Origin of the sequence: Peptoniphilus mikwangii (genome assembly GCF_000468535.1) — a bacterium.
GTDB lineage: Bacteria > Bacillota > Clostridia > Tissierellales > Peptoniphilaceae > Anaerosphaera > Anaerosphaera mikwangii.
In genome coordinates this window covers 37218-61597 of record NZ_AUQY01000001.1, presented here as the reverse complement: position 1 = coordinate 61597, position 24380 = coordinate 37218, and the positions used below count along the sequence as shown (strand labels likewise).

Sequence of the window (24380 nt, the reverse complement as noted above, 5' to 3'; positions counted from 1 at the left end):
TCTCATTTCACCAAACTTATCGGAGCAAGTGAGAGCATAAGTTTTTTAAGACCCTTACCCTCAAATGAAATAACAATTTCAAAATCGTCATTCTTGGAAATCTTCGAAACTATCATTCCTTCTCCCCATTTTTTATGAACTATTTTATCTCCAACTTTAACATCAACATCTGTTTTCTTTTCTTTTTTCGGAACACTTTTCACTCTATTTGCATTATAGCTTATGAAATCACTTACTTCAACTAAGTTCTTTTTAGATTCATATGTTTCCTTTTCAGGTATAATTTTTGTTATTGTATCTTCCATTTCTTTTATAAATCTCGATTCTAAGCAAGGTGATGTTTTTCCATATAGAGTTCTCGTCTGAGATGAACTTATATATAGATATTTTTCCGCTCTTGTAACTCCTACATAACAAAGACGCCTTTCTTCTTCAATATCCTCTTCATCATCAAGAGCTCTTGAAGTCGGAAATAATCCCTCTTCCATTCCAACCAAAAAAACTATTTTAAACTCAAGTCCCTTTGCCGAATGAATAGTCATTAATTTCACCGCCGATGCATCCGGACTCGTCTTGTCAACATCGGACAAAAGACTTATTCCGGATAAAAATTCTTCTAAATTTCCAAGCGGATTATTTCTTTCAAAATCAACCGCAGTTGATATCAATTCCTTTATATTATCAATTCTGCTTCTCGCTTCAACGGTATTTTCCGCCTCAAGATCAGATATATAGCCGGATTCATAAATAACTTTTTCAATTAACTTTGAAACGCTTAACTCCTGAGCATTTAATCTCAACAAATTGATTAAATTTGCAAATTCTTTTACATTTTTCTTAGATCTCAAATTCAGCTGTTCATTTTCTTCTATGCCATCTATTACACTGAATAAGCTGATAAAATTTTCATCGGCATATTTCGACATATCTTCTATTGATTGAGCTCCTATGCCTCTTTTCGGCACATTTATAATTCTATTTATAGCAACATCATCAGCAGTATTTTGAATAACTTTTAAATACGCTATTATATCCTTAACTTCTTTTCTGTCATAGAATCGAAGACCGCCCACAATTTTATATGGAATTTTTTCTCTTATAAGAGCCTCTTCAAATCCTCTTGACTGAGCATTTGTTCTGTATAATATTGCCATATCCGAAAATGCATGTCCTTTATAATTAAGTTGAAGCATCTTTGTCGTAACAGCCTGTTCTTCTTCCTGTGAGTGCCTAAAAACTCTGTATACAACGTCTTCTCCTACTCCATTATCAGTCCATAAATTTTTGTCTTTTCTGTTTCCGTTATTTTTTATTACAGAATTTGCAACATTAAGTATCTTTGAAGTTGATCTATAATTTTGTTCAAGCAATATTACCTTAGCATCTTTAAAGTCCTTTTCAAAATTCAATATATTGCTGATATCAGCACCTCTCCATTTATAAATCGACTGGTCATTATCTCCTACTACAGTCAAGTTTGGACTTGCATTACAAAGAAGCTTTATGAGTCTATACTGAATCATATTTGTATCCTGATATTCGTCAACAAATATGTACTTAAACTTATCCTGATAATAATTTTTAATATCTTCATTATTTTCAAAAAGTTCAACCGTTTTTATTAATATATCATCAAAATCAAGAGCATTATTATCCTTCAGCTTTTTTTCATACAAATTATAAATTTCTCCAACATTTCTATTGAAAAAGTCCATATAATTTGCGTTTATAAATTCATCCGGCTTTATATCCTGATTTTTAAGCTCGGATATTTTTACAATTATACTCTTATTTTTATACATTTCCTTGTTTAGATTAAGTTCCTTTATACAATCTCTTATGACAGTATTTTGGTCATCTCTGTCATAAATTGAAAAATTTGAGGAATAATCAATTCTCTCTATATTTCTTCTCAAAATTCTAAGACAAATAGAGTGAAATGTACCAATCCACATTGCATCAACATTTACATCTATGAGTTTTGCAACTCTCTCTTTCATTTCATTTGCAGCTTTATTAGTAAATGTAATTGCCAATATACTTGACGGATATACTCTCTTTTCATCTATCAAATATGCTATTTTATTAGTTACAACTTTTGTTTTTCCGGAACCTGCTCCTGCCAAAATAAGAACAGGTCCTTCTGTTTTTAACAACGCTTCACTTTGCTTGTTATTCAAATCTCTATAAATCATTTTTTCACCCATTATAGTACTATAAGTTCTTTAACTATCTCTGAAGCCATTATAATTCCGCATACCGGCGGAACAAAGGACATCGAACCCGGAGTTGATGCTTTTTCAAGCTTAAATTTGGTATTTATAGGTTCCTCCCTTGAATATACTACCTTCAGTTTTTCTATTCCTCTATTTTTCAGTTCTCTTCTCATAACTCTTGCAAGAGGACACACACTTGTCTTTTTTATATCACTGACTTCAAGCATTGCAGGATTAATTTTATTTCCCGTACCCATTGCTGAAATCAACTTATGGTTATTTTCATAGCATATCTTGGCAAGTAATATTTTTGCACTTACAGTGTCTATTGCATCAGCTATATAATCATAGTTTGAAAAATTAAATCGTGAAATAGTATCTTCGTTTAAATTTATATGATATTTTTCTATCTTTACCACAGGATTTATAGATATGAGCCTATCATACATGGCATCAGTTTTTTTCATTCCAACTGTATTTTGTGTCGCTATTACTTGCCTGTTTATATTTGTCACATCTACAATATCCCTATCTACTATGCCTATTTTCCCTATTCCGGCTCTTATAAGTGCCTCACACAAACTTCCGCCGACACCTCCAAGTCCAAATACGAGAACCGAAGAATCTTGAAGTCTGTTTATATTTTCTCTTCCTATTACCATTTCACTACGATTAAAAATTTCCACAACTACCTCACGTAAAAAGTGAAGGTTCCCCTTCACCTAATTAACTTCTATATTAGCAAGCTTAGAGTCAACAATATTACCCTTAATATTTAAAATTTGATCGAGTTTATAACTATTTTTAGTTTTTATTGTTATTACACTACCCGACTCAATATACTTACTGTCCGAAACTAAAACTCTTATTTCAACTAAATTTCCATCACTTTCAGATGTTATTGAAATAACTTTTCCCGTCATTTCTACAATATTAGAATTTGTATTGACAGTACTACTTGCATTTGAGCTCAAAATTGTAATATATATAATCTCTCCGTCCTTTATTTTAGCAGATACATTTTTATCTTTTAAAGTAGATAATTCAGGCGGATTATAAAGTCCGTTAGGATCGACTACAACCACATTTTGAATATTCATTTTATATTCTTTATCAGAAATAGTTATACTGCCATATTGTTGTGCAGATTCTGCAACTACATTACTTACAATTCCGCTTACATCATCAATTTTTAATTCCGAATCGTCTTTTTTATCATTTTTAGAATTAGACTCCAAATATGTTAAAGCTCTATCTGCTATAACTGCAACTTCAGCTCTTCTTATAAAGCTGCTACCATTAAATTTGCCATCACTTCCGGTATCGGAATAGATACTTGCTCCAACTAAATTTGCAAGATATCCTTTTGTCATTTCAGCTACATTGTCCAAATCGGAATGTTTTAAAAGACTTCTATCTCCATTTCCGTCAAAACCGAAGGCTCTTCCGAAATACACCGTTACTGAATTTCTATCAGGATAAACTGTATTTACTGCTCTTAAAAAACCTTTTTCATTAGCCGATTTAATAGTATTAATTGTTATTGAGTTAATTGACAAATTATAACACACGGATTCTAATGCCCAATTCGGAACGCCTTGCTGAAGTGCTTCCGTTTCATATTTATCTCTGGAAGCTTTCAGTTCTTCTTCAGAAGGATTTTTTATATTCTTAATAACTTGCATTACTTCTAAAAAGCTGACCGCTCTATAAGGCTTAAAAGTATTGTCGGGATATCCGCCGAAAACTCCTCTATTTGATAACTTATCCAAAGAAGAATACACCCACGAATAGGCTCCATTTTGTTCTACATCACTAAAAGCTTTTGCATATACTGTATTTGAAATTAAAACTGCCCCAATTAAAGTTGCAGCAAATATTTTTTTAGTATTTTTTGTCATAATAACCTCCAATGACTATTATAACATAAGCATAGCTCATAAGAAATAAAAATGCTCTATATTAGCTGTAATTAAAATAATTTTTAGCTAATATAGAGCATAAAAAATCGCAAGATAACTTGCGATTTTAAATTCATTAATTTTCTAAATTAATATTTCCGAAAAGATCTCCGATAGTTGTATTAAATTCTTCTTGCTTTGGAGCTTCAACTTTTTCTTCAACTACTTCTTCTTCAACTTTTTCAACAACAGGTTCTTCAGAAACAACTTCTTCAACCACTTCTTCAGGCTCTTCATCTTCAATTAATGCTTTCATTGATAGAGAAATCTTTTTGTTTTCTTCATCAATGTCAGTAATTTTAACTGTAACTTCTTCGCCCATAGTAAGCTTATCAGCAGGTTTTTCAACATGTTCTTTAGATATTTGAGAAACGTGTAGAAGTCCGTCTACTCCTGATTCAAGTCTTATAAATGCACCGAATTCAAGTAGGTTTACTACTTTACCTTCAACTACATCTCCAACTTGTGTTGTGCTTACAAAAATATCCCATGGTTTTTTAGTAGTTTGTTTTAAGCCAAGAGCAATTCTATTCTTTTCTTCATCTACTGTTAAAACTTGAACTTCTACTTTTTGTCCTGGTGCTACTACATCAGCAGGATGTTTTACTCTGTTCCAAGATAATTCTGAAATGTGAATTAGTCCGTCTACTCCGCCTAAATCTATAAATGCGCCGAAATTTGTAAGTCTTTGAACTGTTCCTTCTATTACGTCGCCTTCTTGTAAAGATTCATAAACTGATTTTCTCTTTGCTTCTAATTCTTCAGCTTCTACATTCTTTCTTGATAAAACGACTTTCCTCTTTGATTTATCAAAATCTATAATATCACATACGAATTCTTGACCAACATATTTTGACAAATCTCTTTGGAATCTAACTGATGCATGTGATGCAGGAATAAATGCATTTACTCCATTAAATTCAGCAGTTAAACCGCCTTTTACAACTGATTTAACTTTTGCAGTTACTCTTTCCTTGTTGTTGAATTTTTCTTCAACTTCATCCCATACCTTAATGTTTTCCACTCTCTTAGATGAAAGTACAACATTACCATCACCATCATCAATCTTTAATACATAAACTTGGATTTTATCTCCCGGTTTAAATAAATCTGATGGTTTAACTTCAGGGTCGTTTGAAAGTTCTTCTCTTGAAATTATTCCGTCGGATCTGTATCCGATATTAACCATAACTTCATTTTCGTTTACGAAAAGTACTTCACCTTCAACTACCTCTCCTCTTCTAATTTTCTTAAAAGAGTTCTCAATCGCTTCCATCATTTCATTGTTGTCAAAATTTTCCATACTACTAACAGCCTCCTTGATCACCGAATCAGGTGTGGATGCACCCGCGGCAATACCTATTTTATTAAATTTTTTAAATTTACTATATTCAAGGTCCTCTATCGACTCTAATAAATATACATTTTTACAGTGTAGCTTTGCAACATCAGCAAGTTTTTTAGTATTGGAACTGTTTTTTCCTCCAAGTACAATCATAGCTTCTACTTCTTTTGATAATTCCAATACACTCTGTTGCCTATTTTTAGTTGCACTACATATAGTATTATAAACTAAAACTTCATCTTTTGAAATATCTTTTATAAGATTTATTAATTTTTTATATCTTTCTTCATTGTTTGTAGTTTGCGATACTACACAAAGTTTTCCATCGGGAATTTTTTCAATATCAGTTTCATTTTCTATTATAGTTGCACTATCATTACAATATGAATTTATCCCTATAATTTCAGGATGTTCCTTCATTCCGAATATAACTATATTATACCCTTTGTTATAATTCTCATTTACTATATCATAAATCATAGATACCTTTTTACAAACACAGTCAACTATCTCATTATTTGAATTTTTCAGTTTATCTATTACCGACTTATGAACACCGTGAGACCTTATTATAACTTTTGAATTTTTAATCCCATCCACATTATCTATCTGCTTAACCCCAAGCTTGCGTAAATCGTCTACTACTCTTCTGTTGTGAACTAATTCTCCTAAAGAATATACTCCCTCATCGGCATTATCCATAGCAAGCTTTACAGCTCTTTTTACTCCGCCGCAAAATCCTGCATTTTTTGCAACTGTTACTTTAATTTCCATCAACTCCATTGTAAATGGTTTTCAATATATCAGAAGCTATACTCTCATATTGCTCTATATCTTGTTTTTCCAAATCTCTTATATCAATTGGCTCTTTTATAACAAGTTTCATTTTTTTAAACAGCTTATAATTCCCGTCAATATACATCGGAACGATTAATGTTCTTGCCCTATGCGCTATCATAGCAACGCCCGGCTTTGCCATTGAATAATCTATTTTTCTTACTCTTGTTCCCTCAGGAAATATTCCGACAATCTCACCATTTTTTAAAATTCTGAGCGCATTTTTTACAGATTTTACATCTGCTGTCTGTCTATCAACCGGAAAAGCTCCCATTGCCTCTATAAACTTTCCTACAAGCTTATTTCTCCAAAGCTCTTTTTTTGCCATCCAGTATATCTTATGTTTTAAACAAGCATCTATAAAAGCAGGGTCCCAATTACTCTTATGATTGGGACATATCAAAAGAGGTCTATCTTCAGGCAAATTTTCAATCCCTATTACCTCAAATCCAAAAAAGATTTTAAAAAAAACGAATAAAATAAATCTGATTATCCTATAAAACATTTTTACCCCTTATAATATCTAACATATAATCAAGTGTCTGCCTTAAATCCAAATTGCTATTATCTACCAAATACGCATCATCAGCTTTTTTTAGCGGTGAATTTTCTCTGTGAGAATCATTATAATCCCTATTAATTAAATCTTCTCTTATCATTTCAAAATCCGCAATTTCTCCCTTTTCTAAAAGCTGTTCATATCTTCTTTTTGCCCTGATATCAACCGTTGCTGTTAAAAAAAACTTATACTTTGCATCTTTAAGGACAACAGTACCTATATCTCTGCCCTCCATTACGACAGAAATTTTCTTTGCAATTTTTTGCTGTATAAAAACTAAAAATTCTCTCACAAATTTATACTTAGAAATATCGGATGCCATTTTAGAAATTTCTTCAGTTCTTATATTTTCAGAGATATCATCTCCATCAAGATAAATCTTTCCATCTTTATAATCAATATCCGTCTCTATAAGAAGTTTTTTTATGTCTTCTTCAGTTATTGCCGAATTTTTTTTCGCCTTATATGCTATTGCTCTATACATAGCTCCCGTATCTATATACGAAATGTCAAGCTCCTTTGCCAACATTTTTGCTACTGTACTTTTCCCGCTGCCCGCAGGACCATCTATTGCAACTGAATACATTATTCCTCCATAAAAAAATCACTGAAATATCAGTGATCTCAAAATTATTCTTTTCAACAAATAGTAATACCCTTCACTCTTTAAGAAACACTTAATCTACGCTTAATATTATAACTTAACATATATAAAATAACAAGCTGATTGTTTACATAATATTTAAAAACAGGATAATATGTGTGCTGAAATAAGCTCAAATTTTTTTGAAATACTTCCACTGAAAATCATTAAAAATCTAAATGAACTTATAAAAATAATAAAAAAGGATAGGTTCAAATATTTAATCCTATCCTCTATATTCTTACCAACCTCCGCTGGCACCGCCACCGCCGGATGAACCGCCTCTACCTGAAAAACCGCCGCCAAATGAACCTCCACCGGACGAACCTCTAAATGAACCGCCTGATGAGCCTCTAAACGAACCTCCACCAAAAAAATCATGGTCATGATATCTGCGTCGCTTTCCTTTTTTTCGAGGTTTAATCATATTTGATGTAATTACTATCAATATAATAATTACAAATATAATCATATCCTCGCTGAATGTTAATTCATCTTCATTTTTATATTCAGAATATTCCAAGTATTCACCATACATCGGTTGTTTTATATTTTCAATTTCAACTCCATACTCTTTTGCATAATGTGACAGTATTTCATTATAACCTTCCATTATTCCATCTTGATACATTTTGGATTTGTCAGATTCATTGCTGTTTCTTTTGAAAATTTCCGCCATATTTCTTATTGTTCTTGATGCATAAGCATCCGGTATAAATCCTTCAGCTCCGTATCCGGTTTCAATCCTCATTTTTCTGTCATCAATGGCAAATAAAATCAAAACTCCATTGTCTTGTTTTTCATCACCTATTTTCCATTTTTCAAACAGCTTTGTAGCATACTGCTCAATATCATAATTTTCAAGAGAATTTATTATTACAACTGCAATTTGTCCCTTTGTCTTATTCTGCAAATCACTATTGGTATTGTTTATATATTCTATATTTTCATCACTTAAAATATTAACCTCATCATATACACAACCTCTTGCAGCTGATGGAGATACCAATATTTTATCTAATGATGCTGCGGCAAATACATTTGTCGAAAATAAAAGCAAACAAACTGTTAAAAATATAAATCTCCTAATGTTTTTCATGGTCTTATCCTCTAAAATTTAACATCCGGTGCTTGTTGATCTTCCGGATTAGCCTCAAAATATCCCTTTTTTTCAAATCCAAAAGCTTTTGCAAATAAATTCATCGGAAAAGATCTCACAACTTCGTTGTACTCCTTAACGGTTTCGTTATATCTTCCTCTCTCTGTAGCTATTCTATTTTCTGTTCCCTCTAATTGAGCTTGTAAATCCAAGAAATTTTGATTTGCTTTAAGCTCCGGATAGTTTTCAACTACTACATTTAATTTTGATATTGCACTTGTTAGTTCATTATCCGCTTTAGAAAGTTCTTCGGGATTTTGTGCATTTTGAACTTTATTTCTCGCCTCTACTACTTTAAGGAATGTTTCTTCTTCATGAGACGCATATCCTTTAACAGTTTCGACTAAGTTCGGAATTAAATCAGCACGCCTTTTTATTACCACTTGAACTTGTGAATATGCTGCATCAACTTCATTATCAAGTGTTACAAGTTTATTGTACTTCGGAACTAACAATCCTCCAACAATTACAACTACTGCTAAAATAAAAACTATAATTTTCTTCATTTTATGCCTCCTGCTTAATCTTTACAATTTTCATTTCAGAAATTGCATTATTAACAAGTTCTTCTACATTAAGCGGTTCTTCAGACTTTTCAATATCGGATAATCTCGGTTTTAATGAAGGATGTTTCGGTAAGAATACTGTACAGCAATCTTCAAATGGAAGTATTGATGTCTCGTATGTTCCTATTTTTTTAGCTATATCCATAATATCAACCTTATCTAAACCTATCAAAGGTCTAAATATAAGTCTATCCGTTATTCTATTTGTTACGTTTAACCCATCTATTGTCTGAGATGCAACCTGTCCTAAATTTTCACCTGTTATTATCGAATTATACCCATTTTTATCAGAAATCTTCTCCGCAATCCTCATCATAAATCTTCTTGATATTATAGTCATTTCATCTTCCGGACAATTTTTATTTATTTCCTTTTGAATCGGAAGCAAATTTACTGAATATATTGTAAGATTTCCCGTATATGCCGATAAAATCTTCGCAAGGTTATGAACCTTTTCTTCAGCCCTATCCGATGTAAAAGGATATGAGTGAAAATGAAGAGCATCTATTTGTACTCCTCTTTTTGCCATTAAAAAACCTGCAACCGGTGAATCTATTCCTCCCGATAATAACAACAGCCCTCTGCCGTTTGTTCCAATCGGAAGTCCTCCGTGCGCCTTGTATCTTTGAGTATAAAAATATATATCTTCTTTTACATCGCAGTATACATATAAATCAGGATTGTGAACATCTACTTTAAGCTCTGTATTTTTAAGTACTATTCCCCCAATTTTATTATTTATATCCATTGATTTTAATTCATAATTTTTATCCGCCCTTTTTGTATGTGCCTTAAAAGTTCTGATATCTGAATTTTTCTCCATAGCTTCTTTTACAACTTCAAGCACAGCTTTCTCAAATTCATCCGAATTTCTCTTTATTCTTATACAAGGACTTATATATACTATTCCAAACACATGCTGAACTCTTTTTATTATACTTTCAAAAGACTCATAATCTGCAAGTATATAAATTTTTCCCATATCATTAAATATTTTTTCATAACCTATATCTGCTATTGCTCTTTTTACTTGTCCTACTATTTTGTCTATAAAATTTTTTCTGTTTTTCCCTTTAAGCATTACTTCGCCAAGGCTTATACTTATAACTCTATCCACTTAATCACCTTTTCATTATACTTCTAATTTCATTAACATAAAATTTCAATCTGTCTATAAATAAATCTATATCTTCAATTGTTATATCTTTTGAACTGCATATTCTGATTGTTCCTTCCGCATATTCTCGCTTAATCCCCATTGCCTCAAGCACATGACTCTTATGTGTTCCATTTGATGTGCAGGCGGATGCGGTTGATACATATATTTCATCCTGTTCTAAATAATGCAACAACACTTCTGCTCTTGTATCTTTAATCGACACCGAAACTATATATGGTGATGAATTTTCAGGAGTGTTAATTTTTATATCACCTATGGTATTTAATGAATTTATCAAATATTTTTTTATTTCTACAGCATGATTGTGCTCCTTAGAGAAATTTTCTTTTATAATCTTAGCTGCAATCCCGAACCCAAGTATCCCTGGTACATTTTCAGTTCCGGATCTGAGTCCGCTTTCCTGTCCTCCTCCAATTACAAGAGAATTTATCTTTACATTTGATTTTAAATATAGTGCTCCTATTCCCTTAGGACCATAAATTTTATGACCGCTCATAGAATACGAATCACAACCTATTTTTCTAAGATCCACATCTATCTTTCCAATAGCTTGAACCCCGTCTATGTGAACAAGCACATTTTTGTTTATAGATTTAATTTTTTTGACTATTTCTTCGATAGGATTTACAGTTCCAATTTCATTATTTACATGAAATAACCCAACTACTATCGTATTGTCATCTATTTCCCTATACAAGTTGTCTAAATCTAAATTTGCATTTTCATCTACACCTATCTCTACTACTTCAAAACCCTTATCAACATAACTTCTAAGTTGTTCAAGTACAGATGCATGTTCTATCTTTGTTGTTATTATCTTATTTCCAAGTCTTTTATTTTTATTTATAAATCCATGCAACGCAATATTATTGCTTTCAGTTCCGCTGGATGTAAAATATATTTCACTCGGCGATACATTTACAAGCCTTGCAAGATTTTCTCTTGCAACATCGATCTTTTTTTCTATTTCATGCCCAAACCTGTGCAGTGACGACGGATTTGCAAAGTCATCTTTAAGTGCGGAAACAACAGCTTCAACTACTTCTTCCCTCGGTTTTGTAGTTGCACAATTATCTAAATAAATCATACTATCTCCTTTAATAAAATTAACCCTTATTTCACTATAATAGCTAATTATTGTCAATATAAACATTATAGAGTACAATTAAGATAATTTAAAGTGTGGTGAATAAAAAAATGAAAGAATTATTATTTGATTTAGAAATTAAAAATGAATACATATTGAAAAATTTCAAAAATAGTATTGTGCTTGATATAGAAACTACAGGCCTGTCAAGAAAATACGATGCAATTTTTTTAATAGGAATAATAGAAATAGACAAGAATACTAAAACAAAACTGCTATTTGCAGAAAATTTAAAAGAAGAGTTAAATTTACTTAAATCTCTAAATTTAAATGGAAAAAATATCATCACATACAACGGAAATAGATTTGATATTCCGTTTATAAACTCAAAACTGACAGAATATAATCTAAGTCCTCTATCAATTAACAGCTTTGATTTATACAATTATGTAAATAAATTTAAACATATATTAAATTTAAAAAGCTACAAACAAAAGAATATAGAAGAATTTTTAAACATAAATAGAAGTGACTTTATCAGTGGTGGTGAAGTTTGTAACAACTACAAAACTTATTTGCAAACCAAAAATGAAATGCTGCTCCATTCAATTTTAAAACATAACAAAGACGACGTTGAATGCCTCTTAAATTCACTTGAAATCATAAATTATATAGAAAATAAATCAATTTTTTATGTAGATGAGCATAATTTTATAATTGAAGATATATTTTTTGATAAAAATTTTTTAACCATAAAGGGAACTACAAGCTACAATAAAAACTTAAATTATAATCTTTTTAATAAAAATTTAGAAATAAGAAACAAAATTTTTTCATACACCATTGAGATACGAGAAGATTATTATAGCAAAGATAAAAAATGTAAGTATATTCTCTCAAGCGATTATTACGATATAGAAAATAAAACGGAATTTCCTGCTCCAAGAGGAGTTTATCTTTTATATTTAAACAATATTTTATTTGAAAATATATTAAATCTATCTAAAACTCTTACTCAACAAATTATACAATAAACCGTCTTGAAAGACTTTAATTTTTAATATACAATGTTTTCAGGAGGGATTTTATGACACCACATATAAATGCTAAAGATGGAGCTTTTGCTAAAACAGTTTTAATGCCAGGAGATCCGTTAAGGGCAAAATTTATTGCAGAAAATTTTTTAACAGATGCCAAACTTGTAACTAATGTTAGAAATATGCTTGGATATACAGGAACTTACAACGGAAAGGAAGTTTCTGTCATGGGAAGCGGAATGGGTATTCCGTCAATAGGAATTTATTCTTATGAGCTCATTAAATTCTATGGAGTTGAAAATTTAATCAGAGTCGGTTCTTGCGGAGCTTACAGTAAAGACTTGGAACTATTTGATATTGTACTTGCACAAGGAGCATCTACAAATTCAAATTATCAAAGCGGATATAATTTAAACGGAAACTATAGTGCGCTCGCAGATTTTGATCTTTTATTAAAAGCATATAATTCAAGTTTAAAACTTGGTATTACTCCTCATGTAGGAAATGTACTATCTTCAGATATCTTCTATCATGATAATCCTGAAGAATGGAAAAATTGGGCTAAAATGAATATTCTTGCAGTTGAAATGGAAAGCTATGCTCTTTATGCAAATGCACAAAGACACGGTGCGAAAGCACTGACTATACTAACCGTTTCAGATTCTCTTGTTACTCATAAAGAAACAACATCGGAAGAAAGAGAAAAATCATTCACTAATATGATGGAAATAGCACTTAATATCTAAATTGTAAATTTTGTCTCGGAGGTTGTAATGAATAATTTAAATAGAAATCAAATTAAAATGATTGCTTCTATACTCGTTATCCTCCTAATTTTTATTGCTAAAATATATATAGACAACGAAAAAAGCAAATCAGAAAATATAGATAGCTCTGAAAATCTAAACGAAGTACTAACTCTATCACAAGACATTAAAACACAAGATGAAAATACGACAATATATGTTCACGTCTGTGGCAGAGTTAAAAACCCGGGACTTATAAGTCTTCCTGCAAATTCAAGAGTTATTGATGCCGTTAATGCGGCAGGCGGTATGTATGATGATGCTGATATTAATAATATAAACCTTGCAAAAAAATTAAATGATGAAGATAAAATTTACATACCGGTATTCGGTGAAAATACTGACTCCGAATACATCTCGGAAAATAAAAAAATAAACATTAACACGGCGGATATGCAGATGCTGACATCTCTACCCGGAGTCGGAGAAAAAACGGCTAAAAAAATAATTGATTACAGAACAAAAAATCAATTTAAAAATATAGAAGATATAAAGAGCGTTTCCGGATTTGGAGAAAAAAAGTTCAATGAAATTAAAGAACTTATTACAGTAAATTAAAATAATGCTTGAAATTATTAAAATTTTTTGTTAAACTATACCTTGTTATTGTGAATAGTAATTTAGGGGTATAGTTCAGTGGTAGAACATTGGTCTCCAAAACCAAGTGTCGTGGGTTCAAGTCCTGCTACCCCTGCCAAATAAACCTTGTATAATACAAGGTTCTTTTAGGACTTGTAGCTCAGGTGGTTAGAGCGCACGCCTGATAAGCGTGAGGTCGGAGGTTCGAGTCCTCCCAGGTCCACCATAAAACTTAGTGCGAAAGCACTTTTTTTATTTCAAATTTTATTTTTAAACATAAAAAAATCCGATGCAGAGCATCGGATTACTTTTTTAATTAAATTAACCTTTTAAAAGCGGACTTATCTTCTTATAGACAAGTATTGTTACAATGGAAACTACAAATCCCTTAATTAGATTAAACGGAATAATAGAATAAATCATCATAGTCCATAAACTGTTTATTTTAGGAGTGATTGCAGAACCTGCTCCTATTATCGCTTCCATAGGCATAAATAATTTTGCATAAAGCGGAAATATAAAGAAATAGTTTGACACAACAGCACTTGCTGTCATAAGCAATACTCCGACTGTAAGCCCGATAATCGCATTTTTAAAGGTCTTATTACCTCTGTATATAACCCCTGCTGTAACTGCAAATATACTTCCAACTATAAAATTTGATAAAGGTCCTATACCTCCTGTATGTGTTCCCTGAATCAAAATGTGAAGTACATTCTTTAAAGCTGAAATAGCAACTGCCGCTACAGGTCCCATTGTGAAAGCTCCAACTAAAATCGGCAAATCTGAAAAATCAAATTTCATAAAACTTGGTGCTACAAATGCAAGCGGAACTTGAAAATACATAAGTACAAATGCAACTGCACCAAGCATTCCAATTCTGCTAATCGCCTTAACTCTACTTCTACCGCTACTTTTTACACTGTTCATAAATAACCCTCCAAAGATTTATTTGGGCATTAAAAAAAGCCCCTTCTTCGGGGCATAATTGCAAAATAAATCGCAACCTTCTTTCATCCAGACTATACTGTCGGCACTTGAATTTCACAAGTTCAGTCCATAAAGACTCGTGGGCTTTACCACCGGTCAAGGATTTTCACCTCGCCCTGAAGATATTTACTGAAGTAAGTATACCATATTGATAAACGTTTTACAACCCTATACTTTAAAAATGTTAATTCTAATTAAATAAATTATTATTAAATGGAGCGGATAAAAAATATAGAAAAAATATTTCATCTTTAATCCTCTTTTCCCATTATAAAAATAAATCGGAATCATACTGAGATAAACCGTCATGGCAGGCATCTCGAATAGAAATGCCGGAATAATTCCAAGAACCTGATTTTTTCTATTCTCTCTCAATTCATATAGTATAAAAGCTGCCACTATTCCAAAAAAACCATAATCCGCTCTTATAAGAGTTGAGACAACACAAGTAATTAAAAACAAGCTTAATTTCAATAGCTTATTATTTTCAAAATATTCCATTAAATATAACATTAAAACTATCAAAGAAAGTTCAAAATATATATTTTGTCCCCAAAATTCCAAAACTTTATTTTTAAAAGCCAAATCAAATGGAATTTCAGATATAAATGCAAAAATCAAAAGCCTGATAAAATATTTTTTCTTATCTCTTGTATGAGTATACCCTTCAATTAATAAAAATAAAAACAGAGGAAATGCTATTCGCCCTATAAATCTTAAAATAATATCAACTCTTCCCGCACTGTTCATCCACATCGCAGGAAGATTAACAGAATTAACGGGATACATTTTTTCAACTATACCTGCTCCTATATGGTCTATCAACATAGTAAGTATAGCTATAATTTTCAAGGTACTTCCACTAAATCCTCTATTTCGCTCCATAACTTCTCCTCTCATCAGCTTTGTACTGAATTTATCGGAATAATTTGAGTATTTGAATCATATACAACCACAGGCATTCCAACAAAAGTATTTTCAAAAAGTTGATGCATCAGATCAGGCGGTGTATTTATACAGCCGTGAGAACCGTTAGTGATATACAAATCCTTTCCATATTCACTTCTCCAGTCAGAGTCATGTAAACCGCAACCCGACCAATTAAACGGCAACCAATAATTTACATGACTTTTATAATCATCACCTGTTAAAAATCTATCTTTTTCCCTGGTCCATATCTTGCCGACTCCGGTAGGAGTTGCATTTCCCGTTGACGGATTTCCTGATACAATATCCGTTTCCATGATGAGCTTTCCATCTTTATACAGCCACATATGCTGCCTTGCAAGGTCTATTTCGATATAAGCACTTCCGAGGTCATTTTTCTTTCTGGATTGTGCTGTCAACTTATATACAGGTTCAAGTGTTACAGTTTTTGTTTCTTCAAGCGCCTTTACAAGTTGTTTTGTAGTCTCATCTATATTTGTACTCCAACCATAAATTCCTCCGCTTGTTCTGACCATTCCAATTCCTGTAGCATAAAAATTTCTGTCTTTTCTAAAAGTATCGTACTTGTTGGACAATAAATATACATAACTCTTTACCTTATCTATATCAGGCACAAGCAAACCATCTTTATTTTCAACATATAACTTTAAAAGCTCTTCATTTTTCAATATTTCTTGTCTATCATCAAAATTATATGTTATTTCAAATGAATTCAGTTTATTCATCTGAGCAAGCAAATTATTCAGCTTTACATCACTTGCATACAAATTAGGAGATATATAAATCTTTTCTTCTTCCAAGTTTATAATTTCTTTTTTATCATATACATGATCTAAAATCTTTTTAAGAAGTAATCTTCTATTTATTCTATTTCCCAAAACTTCTTTTTCTATTATAAATTTATTATTTTTAAAAATTATTTTAGCATCTTTAGGCTGAATCATTTCATCAGTAGAGAGCTTTAATTTATTTATACATTTTTCAAGTTTTTCTCTATCATAGGTTATCTTATATTTAAGTTCATAATCCTTCGGTATAAGAAAATAAAATACCCAATAAAACGATTTTTGGTTTATAGATTGTCCCGGTTCTAATTTATCTTTATAATCAAAATCTGATACCTTTATTTGCTCCCTGCCGTCTCTTTCTATAAGAGTTAACTCAAATTTATCATAATTTGAGTTATAAGTATTATAAAATTCTGACAGTTTTGTAAAACTTACATCTTTTCCGTTAATTCTTGAATTCGGTAAAAAAACTTTGCTGAAAACATAAAATCCCAAAATATAAATTGACAGTAAAATAAAAATTATAAAATATAGCGAAAACTTAAATGCCCTTCTCATCTTCTCCTCCTAAAACTATATTAAATATTAACAATAATTTTTACTAAAGTAAATAGAATTACAAAGTTGTAAATATATTGTAATCTATTAAAAATAATCCTTAAAATTAAGGATTATCTTCTATTTCTATTTGAGAATATGAAATTCTGTTAAAAAATCTAATATAAATACTCTGTCCTAATCCTGAATCAATATAGAAATTTGTATTCTCAATTTGATAAAGTCCTTTGCTGTATTTAGGAAAAAATTTAGGCCCATGATCTATAATTTGCCCTAAAAACGGAAGTCTGATTTGTCCTCCATGCTTATGCCCGCTTAAAACTAAATCATATAATTTTTGGTTATTCAAAAAATTCTCGGGACTATGCGATAATAAGATATTGTAATTGTTAAAATTTAATTTTTCATTTATTACATTATCAACTCCAAATCCATTGCCGTAAATAGCTATATCATTGTCTAAAATATTTACAGTTTCACATTTTCCACTTAAGTTCACTATTCCATATCTGTCTAAAATTTCATATATTTTTTTATTTTCATTATCAATTTCATGATTTCCGTCTACAAAATATGTTTTATAATCTTTAAATATATTTAAAAATAGATCTATTTTTGCATATTTTGAAGTACCTCTGCTCACAATATCTCCTGTCAAAAAAATAAAATCCGGATTATAAATATTTATTTCTTTTCTAAGTCTATTTAAATTCACAAAAACATTATTATGAAAATCCGATATTTGAACTATCCTTATAGTACCTCTGACTTTACCGCTCTTAATCTTTAATTTATTTGTCTTAAATACAGCAACTTCATAAAACATATAAATCAAAAATATTAAAAAAATCATTATTATCATATCACTTATTCCAATCGAAACATAAAAAGAGAAGCTGTTAATTACTTCTCTTTTTATTATACAAAATATAAACTGCTCCTATTAAAACCATAACTATACTGACAAGCTGAGAAACTCTAAATACTCCTATATATAATGAGTCGGTTCTTAGCCCTTCTATAAAAAATCTTCCCATTCCATAGAAACATAGATATGTCATAAAAATTTGACCGTCAAATTTTTTTCTGTCAAATAGATATTTATACAAAAATATAAATATTAATACATCCAAAATAGATTCGTATAAAAACGTAGGGTGAACTTTTACTCCGTCAACTAATATACCCCACGGAAGATTTGTCGGTCCTCCATGTGCCTCTTCGTTTATAAAATTTCCCCATCTTCCTATTCCCTGTGCAAGAGATAATCCCGGAACAATTACATCTGCAAATTTTAAAAACGAAATTTTTTTTAACTTGCTAAATACATATCCGACTAATATTCCTGTGAGTATTCCTCCATATATTGCAAGCCCGCCATTTCTAATTGCAAATATTTCATTTAGATGAGTACTGTAATATTCCCATTCAAATATCACATAGTATGCTCTTGCTCCAATTATTCCAAAAATCATAGCAACAGCTGCAAAATCTGTGACAACTCCATTATACATTTTTTCTTTTTTTGACAATTTATCATCAAAATATATCGCAAGAAAAGCTCCCAATGCAATTAATATACCATACCATCTTACATCTATATTAAATATGGTAAATGCAATAGGATTAATTTTCATCTAAATACTCCTTAACTATTGCTATTCCCGCACTAACACCAAGCCTTGTAGCTCCGGAGTCAATCATTTCCAGTGATGTCTTTAAATCTCTTATTCCTCCCGATGCTTTAACCTCAAGATTATCTCCGACTACCGACTTCATAAGTTTTACATGATGAGCTGTTGCTCCATGAGAACTAAATCCTGTAGATGTCTTTACAAAATCAGCACCTGCATTCATTGAAAGTTTACAAGCTTTAATTATTTCCTCATCTGATAACAGACATGTTTCCAATATTACTTTTACTACCCTTCCATCAGCGGCATCCACAACTGCTTTTATATCTTTTTCAACTGCATCAAACTCTTCACTTTTTAACAGTCCTACATTTATAACCATATCAACTTCAGCTGCTCCGTTTTTAACGGCTTCTCTTGCTTCAAATGCCTTTAACTCCGTTGTATTTGCTCCTAAAGGGAATCCTATAACTGTACAAACTCCAACTTCACTTCCCTTTAAAATCTCACTTGCATATTCAACCCAATATGGATTTATACAAACAGATTTAAAGTTGTATTTTAATGCCTCTTCACACAAATTTTTAACTTGTTCTCTTGTAGATTCCGGTTTTAATAATGTGTGATCTATCATTCTATTTATTTCAATTTTCATTTATACCTCCTTCAAGTCTATAAACATTACTTATGTTAAAATCTAATTTTATACTATCTAAGAAACTTACAAACTCATCGTTATTTTCATTAATCGGAAATCTATCGGTATTGCTGACCTCTACAAACATATTCTTTTTGCAGCTTGTAGCTTTAAAAAAATGGTCAAAAACAAGCTCCGAACCTAAAAATTGATTTTCTTGATTAAATGCTCCCCCATTTATAAGTGCAATTCCATATTTTTCTTTAATAGGTCCAAGCTTTAATATAAATTTTCTCGACCAATATACCTGTGTTCTGTCAATAAACTGCTTTGTCAATGATGAAACCGAGTTGAAATAAATCGGAGTAGACACAATAATTAAGTCTGCCTCTTCAATTTTAGAATATATTTCCGTTAAGTCATCTTTTACTACACACTTAGGAACTCTCCCACAGCCGTAGCATGAAATACATCCATCATAATTCAAGTCTCTTAAAGTATATTTTTCTAAATCTTCTTCTTGCAATTTAAACTTTTTTACAAACAGTTCAAGAAATTTATCAGTATTGGAATTTTTTCTTGAACTTCCCATAATGGCTAAAATTTTCAACTATTCTTCCTCTTCAGGTCTATCCCAATTAGTATATACCTCTTGAACATCGTCATTATCTTCAAGAATGTCAATTAGCTTTATCATTTTCTTTATGTCATCTTCACTTTCAAGAGCCGTATAATTTTGAGGAATATAACTTATATCAGAATGAATGAACTCATACCCCATTTCCTCAAGTCCGTTTCTAACCACATGATATTCCTCAGGAGCCGTTAATATTTCAAATACATCTTCTCTATCAATTACATCATCCGCACCAAGCTCTATCGCACTCATCATCAACTCATCTGCATCTATGCTGTCAGTCTTTTCTATTCCAAGCTGTCCTTTTTTATCAAACATAAATGAAACACAACCCGGTTGTCCTAAATTTCCGCCATACTTATCAAAAGCATGTCTTATATCCGGAGCTGTTCTATTTCTATTATCTGTTAAACAATTTACCATAATAGCTATTCCGCTCGGTCCGTATCCCTCATAAGTTATTTCTTCATAATTTGAATCGGCATCGGCACCTGCGCCTTTTTTTATTGCTCTTTCTATATTGTCATTCGGCATATTTTCAGCTTTAGCTTTATCTATTGCTACCTTTAGAGATGGATTGTATTCCGGATCAGGTCCACCCTCTTTTACTGCAACCATAATATAACGTCCAAGCTTTGTAAAAATTCTTCCACGTCTTGCGTCTTCTTTGCCTTTTTTATTTTTTATGTTATTCCATTTAGAATGTCCTGACATTACCCTACCACCTTTCGATTTTTATTTTATTATATTATTACAACTTTTTATTTTATCATACATACATCTTTTTTTCATTAATAATTATTCCTTAACCAAAAGCATAAAATAAAGCACATCATAAAATGTGCTCTTAATTATTTTTAAACTAAAAAAACTTCCCGTAGGAAGTTTAATTAATCCATTGCAACAACTTCTTTTCCATCATAGTAACCGCAACTTGGACATACTCTATGTGGCATTTTAGCCTCATGGCAATTTGGGCATTCTACGATAGTAGTTTTATTTAATCTATAAGAAGATGCTCTTCTTTTATTTCTTCTTTGCTTTGAAGTTTTTCTCTTTGGTACAGCCATTGTTACACCTCCTCATCATTAAACAAATTCATCAGTTTTTCAAATCTCAGGTCTACATCCTTAGTTTTCTCACAGCCACATAGGCCTTCATTCAAGTCCTTACCACATTTCGGACATAGTCCCTTACAAAATTCATCACATAAATTTTTAAAGGGCATGGACGTAATTACCTGTGATATTATTATATCATCTAAAAAAATTTCACCATCACAAAGCTCAAAATATTGAATATCCGCTCCGTCTTCATATTCCATATCGGAATTTTTCACAAAATATCCTTTCAAATTGGAAACTTGCTCTTTGACCAATGGTTTTAAACATCTATCACAATGAGTATTATACTTATAATTCATTGACAAATCAAGTAATAATTCACTTTCTAAATCAAAAATAATTCCTCTATATTCAATCGGAAAAATTAAATTCAAATTTGAAATGTCATAATCACTTTGTTGATGTTCAAGCTTACCGCTAAATTCCATTTTTTTATCAGGGCTTTGCAGAAAATCTTTTATATTAAGCTTCATATTTCACCTCTAAAAAACCAGTGCAAGTTATTATACATTAATAATTGAAATTTGTCAATTGCGTAAATAAAGACGAAGAAAAAATTCTTCACCTTTATTTACGCCTTAAACTATTTTACTAATCTTAAAGTATCTCTTGCGATCATCAATTCTTCATTTGTAGGAATTGACAATACCTTAATTTTTGATTCAGGACTTGATATAATTCTTTCTTCGCCTCTCATATTATTTGCTTCATCATCTATCTTAAGTCCAAATGCTGATAATCCGTTTATAATATTTGCTCTTGTCTCTTTAGAATTTTCTCCGAGACCTGCTGTAAATACTATTGCATCAATTTCATCTAAGCTTTTAAATTCAGTCATATATGCACCGATAATTTTTCTTACATTGTTTTCAAAAATGTCAAGTGCAAGCTTTGATCTTTCATTTCCCTCACTGCAAGCATCCTCAATATCTCTGAAATCTGAACTTACTCCACTTATTCCGAGAACTCCTGATTCTTTATTTAAAATATTATTTACTTGCTCAGCACTTAAATGTTCCTTTTCCATTAGATAAGGTACTATTGCCGGGTCAATTATTCCCGAACGAGTTCCCATTGCAAGTCCGTCAAGCGGTGTAAATCCCATTGAAGTGTCATAAGATTTACCGTTCTTAACAGCAGTAATACTTGAACCGTTGCCAAGGTGACATGTAATTAAATTTATTTCATTTACATCTTTTCCTAAAATTTCAGCAGTTCTATTTGTTATATACATATGAGATGTTCCGTGGAATCCATATCTTCTAATCTTGTATTTTTCATAAAATTTATATGGTATCGCATATAGATAATTTATAGGAGGCATTGTTTGATGAAATGCCGTATCAAATACTGCAACTTGCTTTACATTAGGAAGCAAGCTCTTGCACGCTTCAATACCCATAATGTTAGGCGGATTATGAAGTGGAGCAACTTCTACATTTTTATTTATAGCTTCCATAACCTTATCATCTATTACAACACTTTGTGCAAAATCTTCTCCGCCGTGAACTACTCTATGTCCAACCGCTCCTATTTCATCAAGAGATTTGATTGCACCGAATTCAGGATCCACTATTGAGTTCATAACTAACTTAAGTGCATCGTTATGGTCCTTTAATGGTTCTTCTATAACTTTCTTTTCTTTTCCTATTGTTTCGTGTTTTATACGAGAGCCTTCTATAGCAATTCTTTCAACAAGTCCCTTTGCAATTACCTTTTCTCCATCCATATCAATCAATTGATATTTTAGTGAAGATGAACCACAGTTAATAACTAATATTTTCATTTGATCCTCCTACTTTTAATTTTATTAATTTTATTATATCATATTTATTAGAATTATAAAATATTGGAGAAATTATTATGAAAACCGCAGCTATAATAGCAGAATATAATCCGTTTCATAACGGACACCTATACCAACTGAAAAAAATAAAAGAAAAAAATCTAAATGCCGTTATAATAATGAGTTCATCATTTACTCAAAGAGGTACTCCTGCGATAATAGATAAATTTACCAGAACAAAAATTGCCCTAACTTACGGTGCAGATTTAGTATTAGAACTTCCCGTTATATTTTCAACATCAAACGCTGAAATTTTTTCTAAAGGTGCAATAAATATACTTAAGAGCTTAGATTCAATAGACTATTTATATTTTGGAGCTGAAGACAGCTTGGAAAATCTTCTAAAAATAAATGAAAAGATAGAACTCAACAAAAAAAATTCTGAAGAAAAATTAAAAAACTATTTATCAGCCGGAAAATCATATCTTGAAGCAAGAGAACTGTCCTATGATTTTTTAGACGACATGGAAATTGAAATACTGAAAAAGTCAAATAACATACTCGGCATAGAATATCTAAAAGCATTAAAACATATAAATTCATATATTCAACCTGCCGTAATCCAAAGAAAAAACACCTGTCACAACTCAGATTTAATAATTGATAATTTTACATCTGCAAGCAGTATAAGAAAGCTGATTGAAAATAAAAATCTGAATTCAATTGAAAACTTAGTGCCTAAAAAGTCATTTGATGAAATTAAAAACAGCTCTTATAATTTTCAAGACAGATATTTTGAAATCTTTAAATTCTTAGTGCTCAGTCAAAAGATTAACTACGAAAATTATGTCGATTATGAAAACGGACTTGAAAACAGATTTATGAAATACCTTAGTAATAAAAACATATATGACTTTATAGAATCCGTATCTTCAAAACGATATACCAAATCGAGAATATCAAGACTTATAACTCAAATTATACTTGATATTAAAAAAGATTTTATATTTGAGGCTTTAAACGCAAATTATATAAGAATTTTGGGAATAGGGAAAAACGGAACTGAAATTTTAAAAGTTTTGAAAGATAAAAATATTTTTTTCATAGATAAATTTGCAAAAATAAACTCTCTAAACAAAAACTCAACAATCAAACAAATTGCCGAAAAGGAAATTTTTGCAACTAATATGTATAATATGATGATAAACAAAAACTTTATGGAAGACTATTTGAAAAGTCCGATAATAATTTAAAATCATAAATTAAATATAAAAACTGAAATAATATAATTTCATTTTACAAT

General features: G+C 30.9%; 25 protein-coding genes, 2 tRNA genes and 1 riboswitch. Of the genes, 6 read left to right on the top strand and 21 right to left on the bottom strand.

Annotated elements, in window-relative coordinates; translation table 11 throughout:
* Window positions 1-2 precede the first annotated feature (2 nt).
* From M915_RS00330 to M915_RS00285, 10 genes are all read right to left on the bottom strand, one after another.
* Window positions 3-2195, bottom strand: a complete 2193-nt coding sequence (locus M915_RS00330; RefSeq protein WP_036728252.1) for an ATP-dependent helicase — start codon at window positions 2193-2195, stop codon at window positions 3-5.
* An 11-nt stretch (window positions 2196-2206) separates the two neighbouring features.
* Entirely contained in the window at window positions 2207-2902 is a 696-nt protein-coding gene (locus M915_RS00325; RefSeq protein ID WP_235043742.1) for a tRNA threonylcarbamoyladenosine dehydratase, read from the bottom strand.
* A gap of 36 nt (window positions 2903-2938) precedes the next feature.
* Window positions 2939-4117 (bottom strand): S-layer homology domain-containing protein, encoded by a 1179-nt coding sequence (locus M915_RS07260; protein ID WP_051259757.1) that lies wholly within the window; start codon window positions 4115-4117, stop codon window positions 2939-2941.
* A gap of 136 nt (window positions 4118-4253) precedes the next feature.
* Window positions 4254-6296, bottom strand: a complete 2043-nt coding sequence (locus tag M915_RS00315) for a bifunctional 4-hydroxy-3-methylbut-2-enyl diphosphate reductase/30S ribosomal protein S1 (protein WP_051259756.1) — start codon at window positions 6294-6296, stop codon at window positions 4254-4256.
* The gene (locus tag M915_RS00310) at window positions 6286-6864 is read right to left on the bottom strand and encodes a lysophospholipid acyltransferase family protein (protein WP_036728249.1); all 579 of its coding nucleotides are present in this window, start codon (window positions 6862-6864) and stop codon (window positions 6286-6288) included. The genes M915_RS00315 and M915_RS00310 overlap by 11 nt, the downstream gene beginning before the upstream one ends.
* Window positions 6854-7504, bottom strand: a complete 651-nt coding sequence (cmk, locus tag M915_RS00305) for a (d)CMP kinase (protein WP_036728246.1) — start codon at window positions 7502-7504, stop codon at window positions 6854-6856. The genes M915_RS00310 and cmk overlap by 11 nt, the downstream gene beginning before the upstream one ends.
* A gap of 298 nt (window positions 7505-7802) precedes the next feature.
* Window positions 7803-8660: a TPM domain-containing protein gene (locus tag M915_RS00300; protein ID WP_036728234.1), complete on the bottom strand. Its 858-nt coding sequence runs from the start codon at window positions 8658-8660 to the stop codon at window positions 7803-7805.
* A gap of 11 nt (window positions 8661-8671) precedes the next feature.
* The gene (locus tag M915_RS00295; protein ID WP_009222525.1) at window positions 8672-9226 is read right to left on the bottom strand and encodes a LemA family protein; all 555 of its coding nucleotides are present in this window, start codon (window positions 9224-9226) and stop codon (window positions 8672-8674) included.
* Between the two features lies 1 nt (window position 9227).
* Entirely contained in the window at window positions 9228-10403 is a 1176-nt protein-coding gene (gene thiI, locus M915_RS00290; RefSeq protein WP_036728232.1) for a tRNA uracil 4-sulfurtransferase ThiI, read from the bottom strand.
* A 4-nt stretch (window positions 10404-10407) separates the two neighbouring features.
* Complete coding sequence (locus tag M915_RS00285) at window positions 10408-11553, bottom strand: cysteine desulfurase family protein (protein WP_036728230.1); 1146 nt, start codon at window positions 11551-11553, stop codon at window positions 10408-10410.
* Between the two features lie 110 nt (window positions 11554-11663).
* Here M915_RS00285 and M915_RS00280 point away from each other — a divergent pair, with 110 nt between their 5' ends.
* From M915_RS00280 to M915_RS00260, 5 genes are all read left to right on the top strand, one after another.
* Window positions 11664-12587, top strand: coding sequence for a ribonuclease H-like domain-containing protein (locus M915_RS00280; protein WP_036728220.1), 924 nt, complete (start codon window positions 11664-11666; stop codon window positions 12585-12587).
* Window positions 12588-12640: 53 nt separating this feature from the next.
* Window positions 12641-13336: a purine-nucleoside phosphorylase gene (gene deoD / locus M915_RS00275; protein WP_036728217.1), complete on the top strand. Its 696-nt coding sequence runs from the start codon at window positions 12641-12643 to the stop codon at window positions 13334-13336.
* Window positions 13337-13363: 27 nt separating this feature from the next.
* Window positions 13364-13954, top strand: coding sequence for a helix-hairpin-helix domain-containing protein (locus tag M915_RS00270; RefSeq protein ID WP_036728215.1), 591 nt, complete (start codon window positions 13364-13366; stop codon window positions 13952-13954).
* 64 nt (window positions 13955-14018) lie between these two features.
* Window positions 14019-14093, top strand: a tRNA-Trp gene (locus tag M915_RS00265).
* A 31-nt stretch (window positions 14094-14124) separates the two neighbouring features.
* A tRNA-Ile gene (locus M915_RS00260) sits at window positions 14125-14201 on the top strand.
* A 95-nt stretch (window positions 14202-14296) separates the two neighbouring features.
* Here M915_RS00260 and M915_RS00255 read toward each other — a convergent pair.
* The 11 genes from M915_RS00255 to M915_RS00200 form a co-directional block, all read right to left on the bottom strand.
* Window positions 14297-14905: an ECF transporter S component gene (locus tag M915_RS00255; protein WP_009222531.1), complete on the bottom strand. Its 609-nt coding sequence runs from the start codon at window positions 14903-14905 to the stop codon at window positions 14297-14299.
* Between the two features lie 71 nt (window positions 14906-14976).
* A riboswitch (FMN riboswitch) is annotated at window positions 14977-15093 on the bottom strand.
* Window positions 15094-15133: 40 nt separating this feature from the next.
* Window positions 15134-15850 carry a TraX family protein gene (locus M915_RS00245; protein ID WP_036728211.1) on the bottom strand — a complete coding sequence of 239 codons (717 nt, stop codon included), beginning with the start codon at window positions 15848-15850 and terminating at the stop codon, window positions 15134-15136.
* A 14-nt stretch (window positions 15851-15864) separates the two neighbouring features.
* Window positions 15865-17259 carry a L,D-transpeptidase family protein gene (locus tag M915_RS00240; protein WP_036728208.1) on the bottom strand — a complete coding sequence of 465 codons (1395 nt, stop codon included), beginning with the start codon at window positions 17257-17259 and terminating at the stop codon, window positions 15865-15867.
* A gap of 106 nt (window positions 17260-17365) precedes the next feature.
* A complete protein-coding gene (locus M915_RS00235) occupies window positions 17366-18112 on the bottom strand; it encodes a metallophosphoesterase (protein ID WP_051259755.1) in 747 nt (248 codons plus the stop codon).
* A 46-nt stretch (window positions 18113-18158) separates the two neighbouring features.
* Window positions 18159-18896, bottom strand: coding sequence for a prolipoprotein diacylglyceryl transferase (gene lgt / locus M915_RS00230; RefSeq protein ID WP_036728204.1), 738 nt, complete (start codon window positions 18894-18896; stop codon window positions 18159-18161).
* Complete coding sequence (gene deoC / locus M915_RS00225; RefSeq protein ID WP_036728309.1) at window positions 18886-19542, bottom strand: deoxyribose-phosphate aldolase; 657 nt, start codon at window positions 19540-19542, stop codon at window positions 18886-18888. Before deoC ends, lgt begins: the two co-directional genes overlap by 11 nt.
* Window positions 19538-20140: a flavodoxin family protein gene (locus tag M915_RS00220; RefSeq protein WP_051259754.1), complete on the bottom strand. Its 603-nt coding sequence runs from the start codon at window positions 20138-20140 to the stop codon at window positions 19538-19540. Before M915_RS00220 ends, deoC begins: the two co-directional genes overlap by 5 nt.
* A complete protein-coding gene (locus tag M915_RS00215; protein WP_009222538.1) occupies window positions 20141-20881 on the bottom strand; it encodes a YebC/PmpR family DNA-binding transcriptional regulator in 741 nt (246 codons plus the stop codon). It abuts the gene before it with no gap.
* 176 nt (window positions 20882-21057) lie between these two features.
* On the bottom strand, window positions 21058-21237 hold the full coding sequence (rpmF, locus tag M915_RS00210; RefSeq protein WP_009222539.1) for a 50S ribosomal protein L32: 180 nt from the start codon (window positions 21235-21237) through the stop codon (window positions 21058-21060).
* Window positions 21238-21239: 2 nt separating this feature from the next.
* A complete protein-coding gene (locus M915_RS00205; protein WP_036728198.1) occupies window positions 21240-21764 on the bottom strand; it encodes a YceD family protein in 525 nt (174 codons plus the stop codon).
* 110 nt (window positions 21765-21874) lie between these two features.
* Window positions 21875-23077, bottom strand: coding sequence for an acetate kinase (locus tag M915_RS00200; protein WP_036728196.1), 1203 nt, complete (start codon window positions 23075-23077; stop codon window positions 21875-21877).
* A 77-nt stretch (window positions 23078-23154) separates the two neighbouring features.
* Between M915_RS00200 and M915_RS00195 the strand changes: the two genes are divergently transcribed.
* On the top strand, window positions 23155-24330 hold the full coding sequence (locus M915_RS00195; protein ID WP_036728191.1) for a tRNA(Met) cytidine acetate ligase: 1176 nt from the start codon (window positions 23155-23157) through the stop codon (window positions 24328-24330).
* Window positions 24331-24380 lie beyond the last annotated feature (50 nt).

What these genes read in the sequence shown, in the direction of transcription:
- M915_RS07260 (WP_051259757.1), bottom strand. Translation starts at nt 4,117, where the DNA reads ATGACAAAAAATACTAAAAAAATATTTGCTGCAACTTTAATTGGGGCA.
- M915_RS00195 (WP_036728191.1), top strand. Translation starts at nt 23,155, where the DNA reads ATGAAAACCGCAGCTATAATAGCAGAATATAATCCGTTTCATAACGGA.
- cmk (WP_036728246.1), bottom strand. Translation starts at nt 7,504, where the DNA reads ATGTATTCAGTTGCAATAGATGGTCCTGCGGGCAGCGGGAAAAGTACA.
- M915_RS00200 (WP_036728196.1), bottom strand. Translation starts at nt 23,077, where the DNA reads ATGAAAATATTAGTTATTAACTGTGGTTCATCTTCACTAAAATATCAA.
- M915_RS00285 (WP_036728230.1), bottom strand. Translation starts at nt 11,553, where the DNA reads ATGATTTATTTAGATAATTGTGCAACTACAAAACCGAGGGAAGAAGTA.
- M915_RS00255 (WP_009222531.1), bottom strand. Translation starts at nt 14,905, where the DNA reads ATGAACAGTGTAAAAAGTAGCGGTAGAAGTAGAGTTAAGGCGATTAGC.
- M915_RS00280 (WP_036728220.1), top strand. Translation starts at nt 11,664, where the DNA reads ATGAAAGAATTATTATTTGATTTAGAAATTAAAAATGAATACATATTG.
- M915_RS00240 (WP_036728208.1), bottom strand. Translation starts at nt 17,259, where the DNA reads ATGAGAAGGGCATTTAAGTTTTCGCTATATTTTATAATTTTTATTTTA.
- M915_RS00235 (WP_051259755.1), bottom strand. Translation starts at nt 18,112, where the DNA reads ATGATTTTTTTAATATTTTTGATTTATATGTTTTATGAAGTTGCTGTA.
- M915_RS00270 (WP_036728215.1), top strand. Translation starts at nt 13,364, where the DNA reads ATGAATAATTTAAATAGAAATCAAATTAAAATGATTGCTTCTATACTC.
- M915_RS00215 (WP_009222538.1), bottom strand. Translation starts at nt 20,881, where the DNA reads ATGTCAGGACATTCTAAATGGAATAACATAAAAAATAAAAAAGGCAAA.
- M915_RS00310 (WP_036728249.1), bottom strand. Translation starts at nt 6,864, where the DNA reads ATGTTTTATAGGATAATCAGATTTATTTTATTCGTTTTTTTTAAAATC.
- M915_RS00295 (WP_009222525.1), bottom strand. Translation starts at nt 9,226, where the DNA reads ATGAAGAAAATTATAGTTTTTATTTTAGCAGTAGTTGTAATTGTTGGA.
- deoD (WP_036728217.1), top strand. Translation starts at nt 12,641, where the DNA reads ATGACACCACATATAAATGCTAAAGATGGAGCTTTTGCTAAAACAGTT.
- M915_RS00300 (WP_036728234.1), bottom strand. Translation starts at nt 8,660, where the DNA reads ATGAAAAACATTAGGAGATTTATATTTTTAACAGTTTGTTTGCTTTTA.
- M915_RS00205 (WP_036728198.1), bottom strand. Translation starts at nt 21,764, where the DNA reads ATGAAGCTTAATATAAAAGATTTTCTGCAAAGCCCTGATAAAAAAATG.
- lgt (WP_036728204.1), bottom strand. Translation starts at nt 18,896, where the DNA reads ATGAAAATTAATCCTATTGCATTTACCATATTTAATATAGATGTAAGA.
- rpmF (WP_009222539.1), bottom strand. Translation starts at nt 21,237, where the DNA reads ATGGCTGTACCAAAGAGAAAAACTTCAAAGCAAAGAAGAAATAAAAGA.
- M915_RS00330 (WP_036728252.1), bottom strand. Translation starts at nt 2,195, where the DNA reads ATGATTTATAGAGATTTGAATAACAAGCAAAGTGAAGCGTTGTTAAAA.
- M915_RS00245 (WP_036728211.1), bottom strand. Translation starts at nt 15,850, where the DNA reads ATGGAGCGAAATAGAGGATTTAGTGGAAGTACCTTGAAAATTATAGCT.
- M915_RS00315 (WP_051259756.1), bottom strand. Translation starts at nt 6,296, where the DNA reads ATGGAAATTAAAGTAACAGTTGCAAAAAATGCAGGATTTTGCGGCGGA.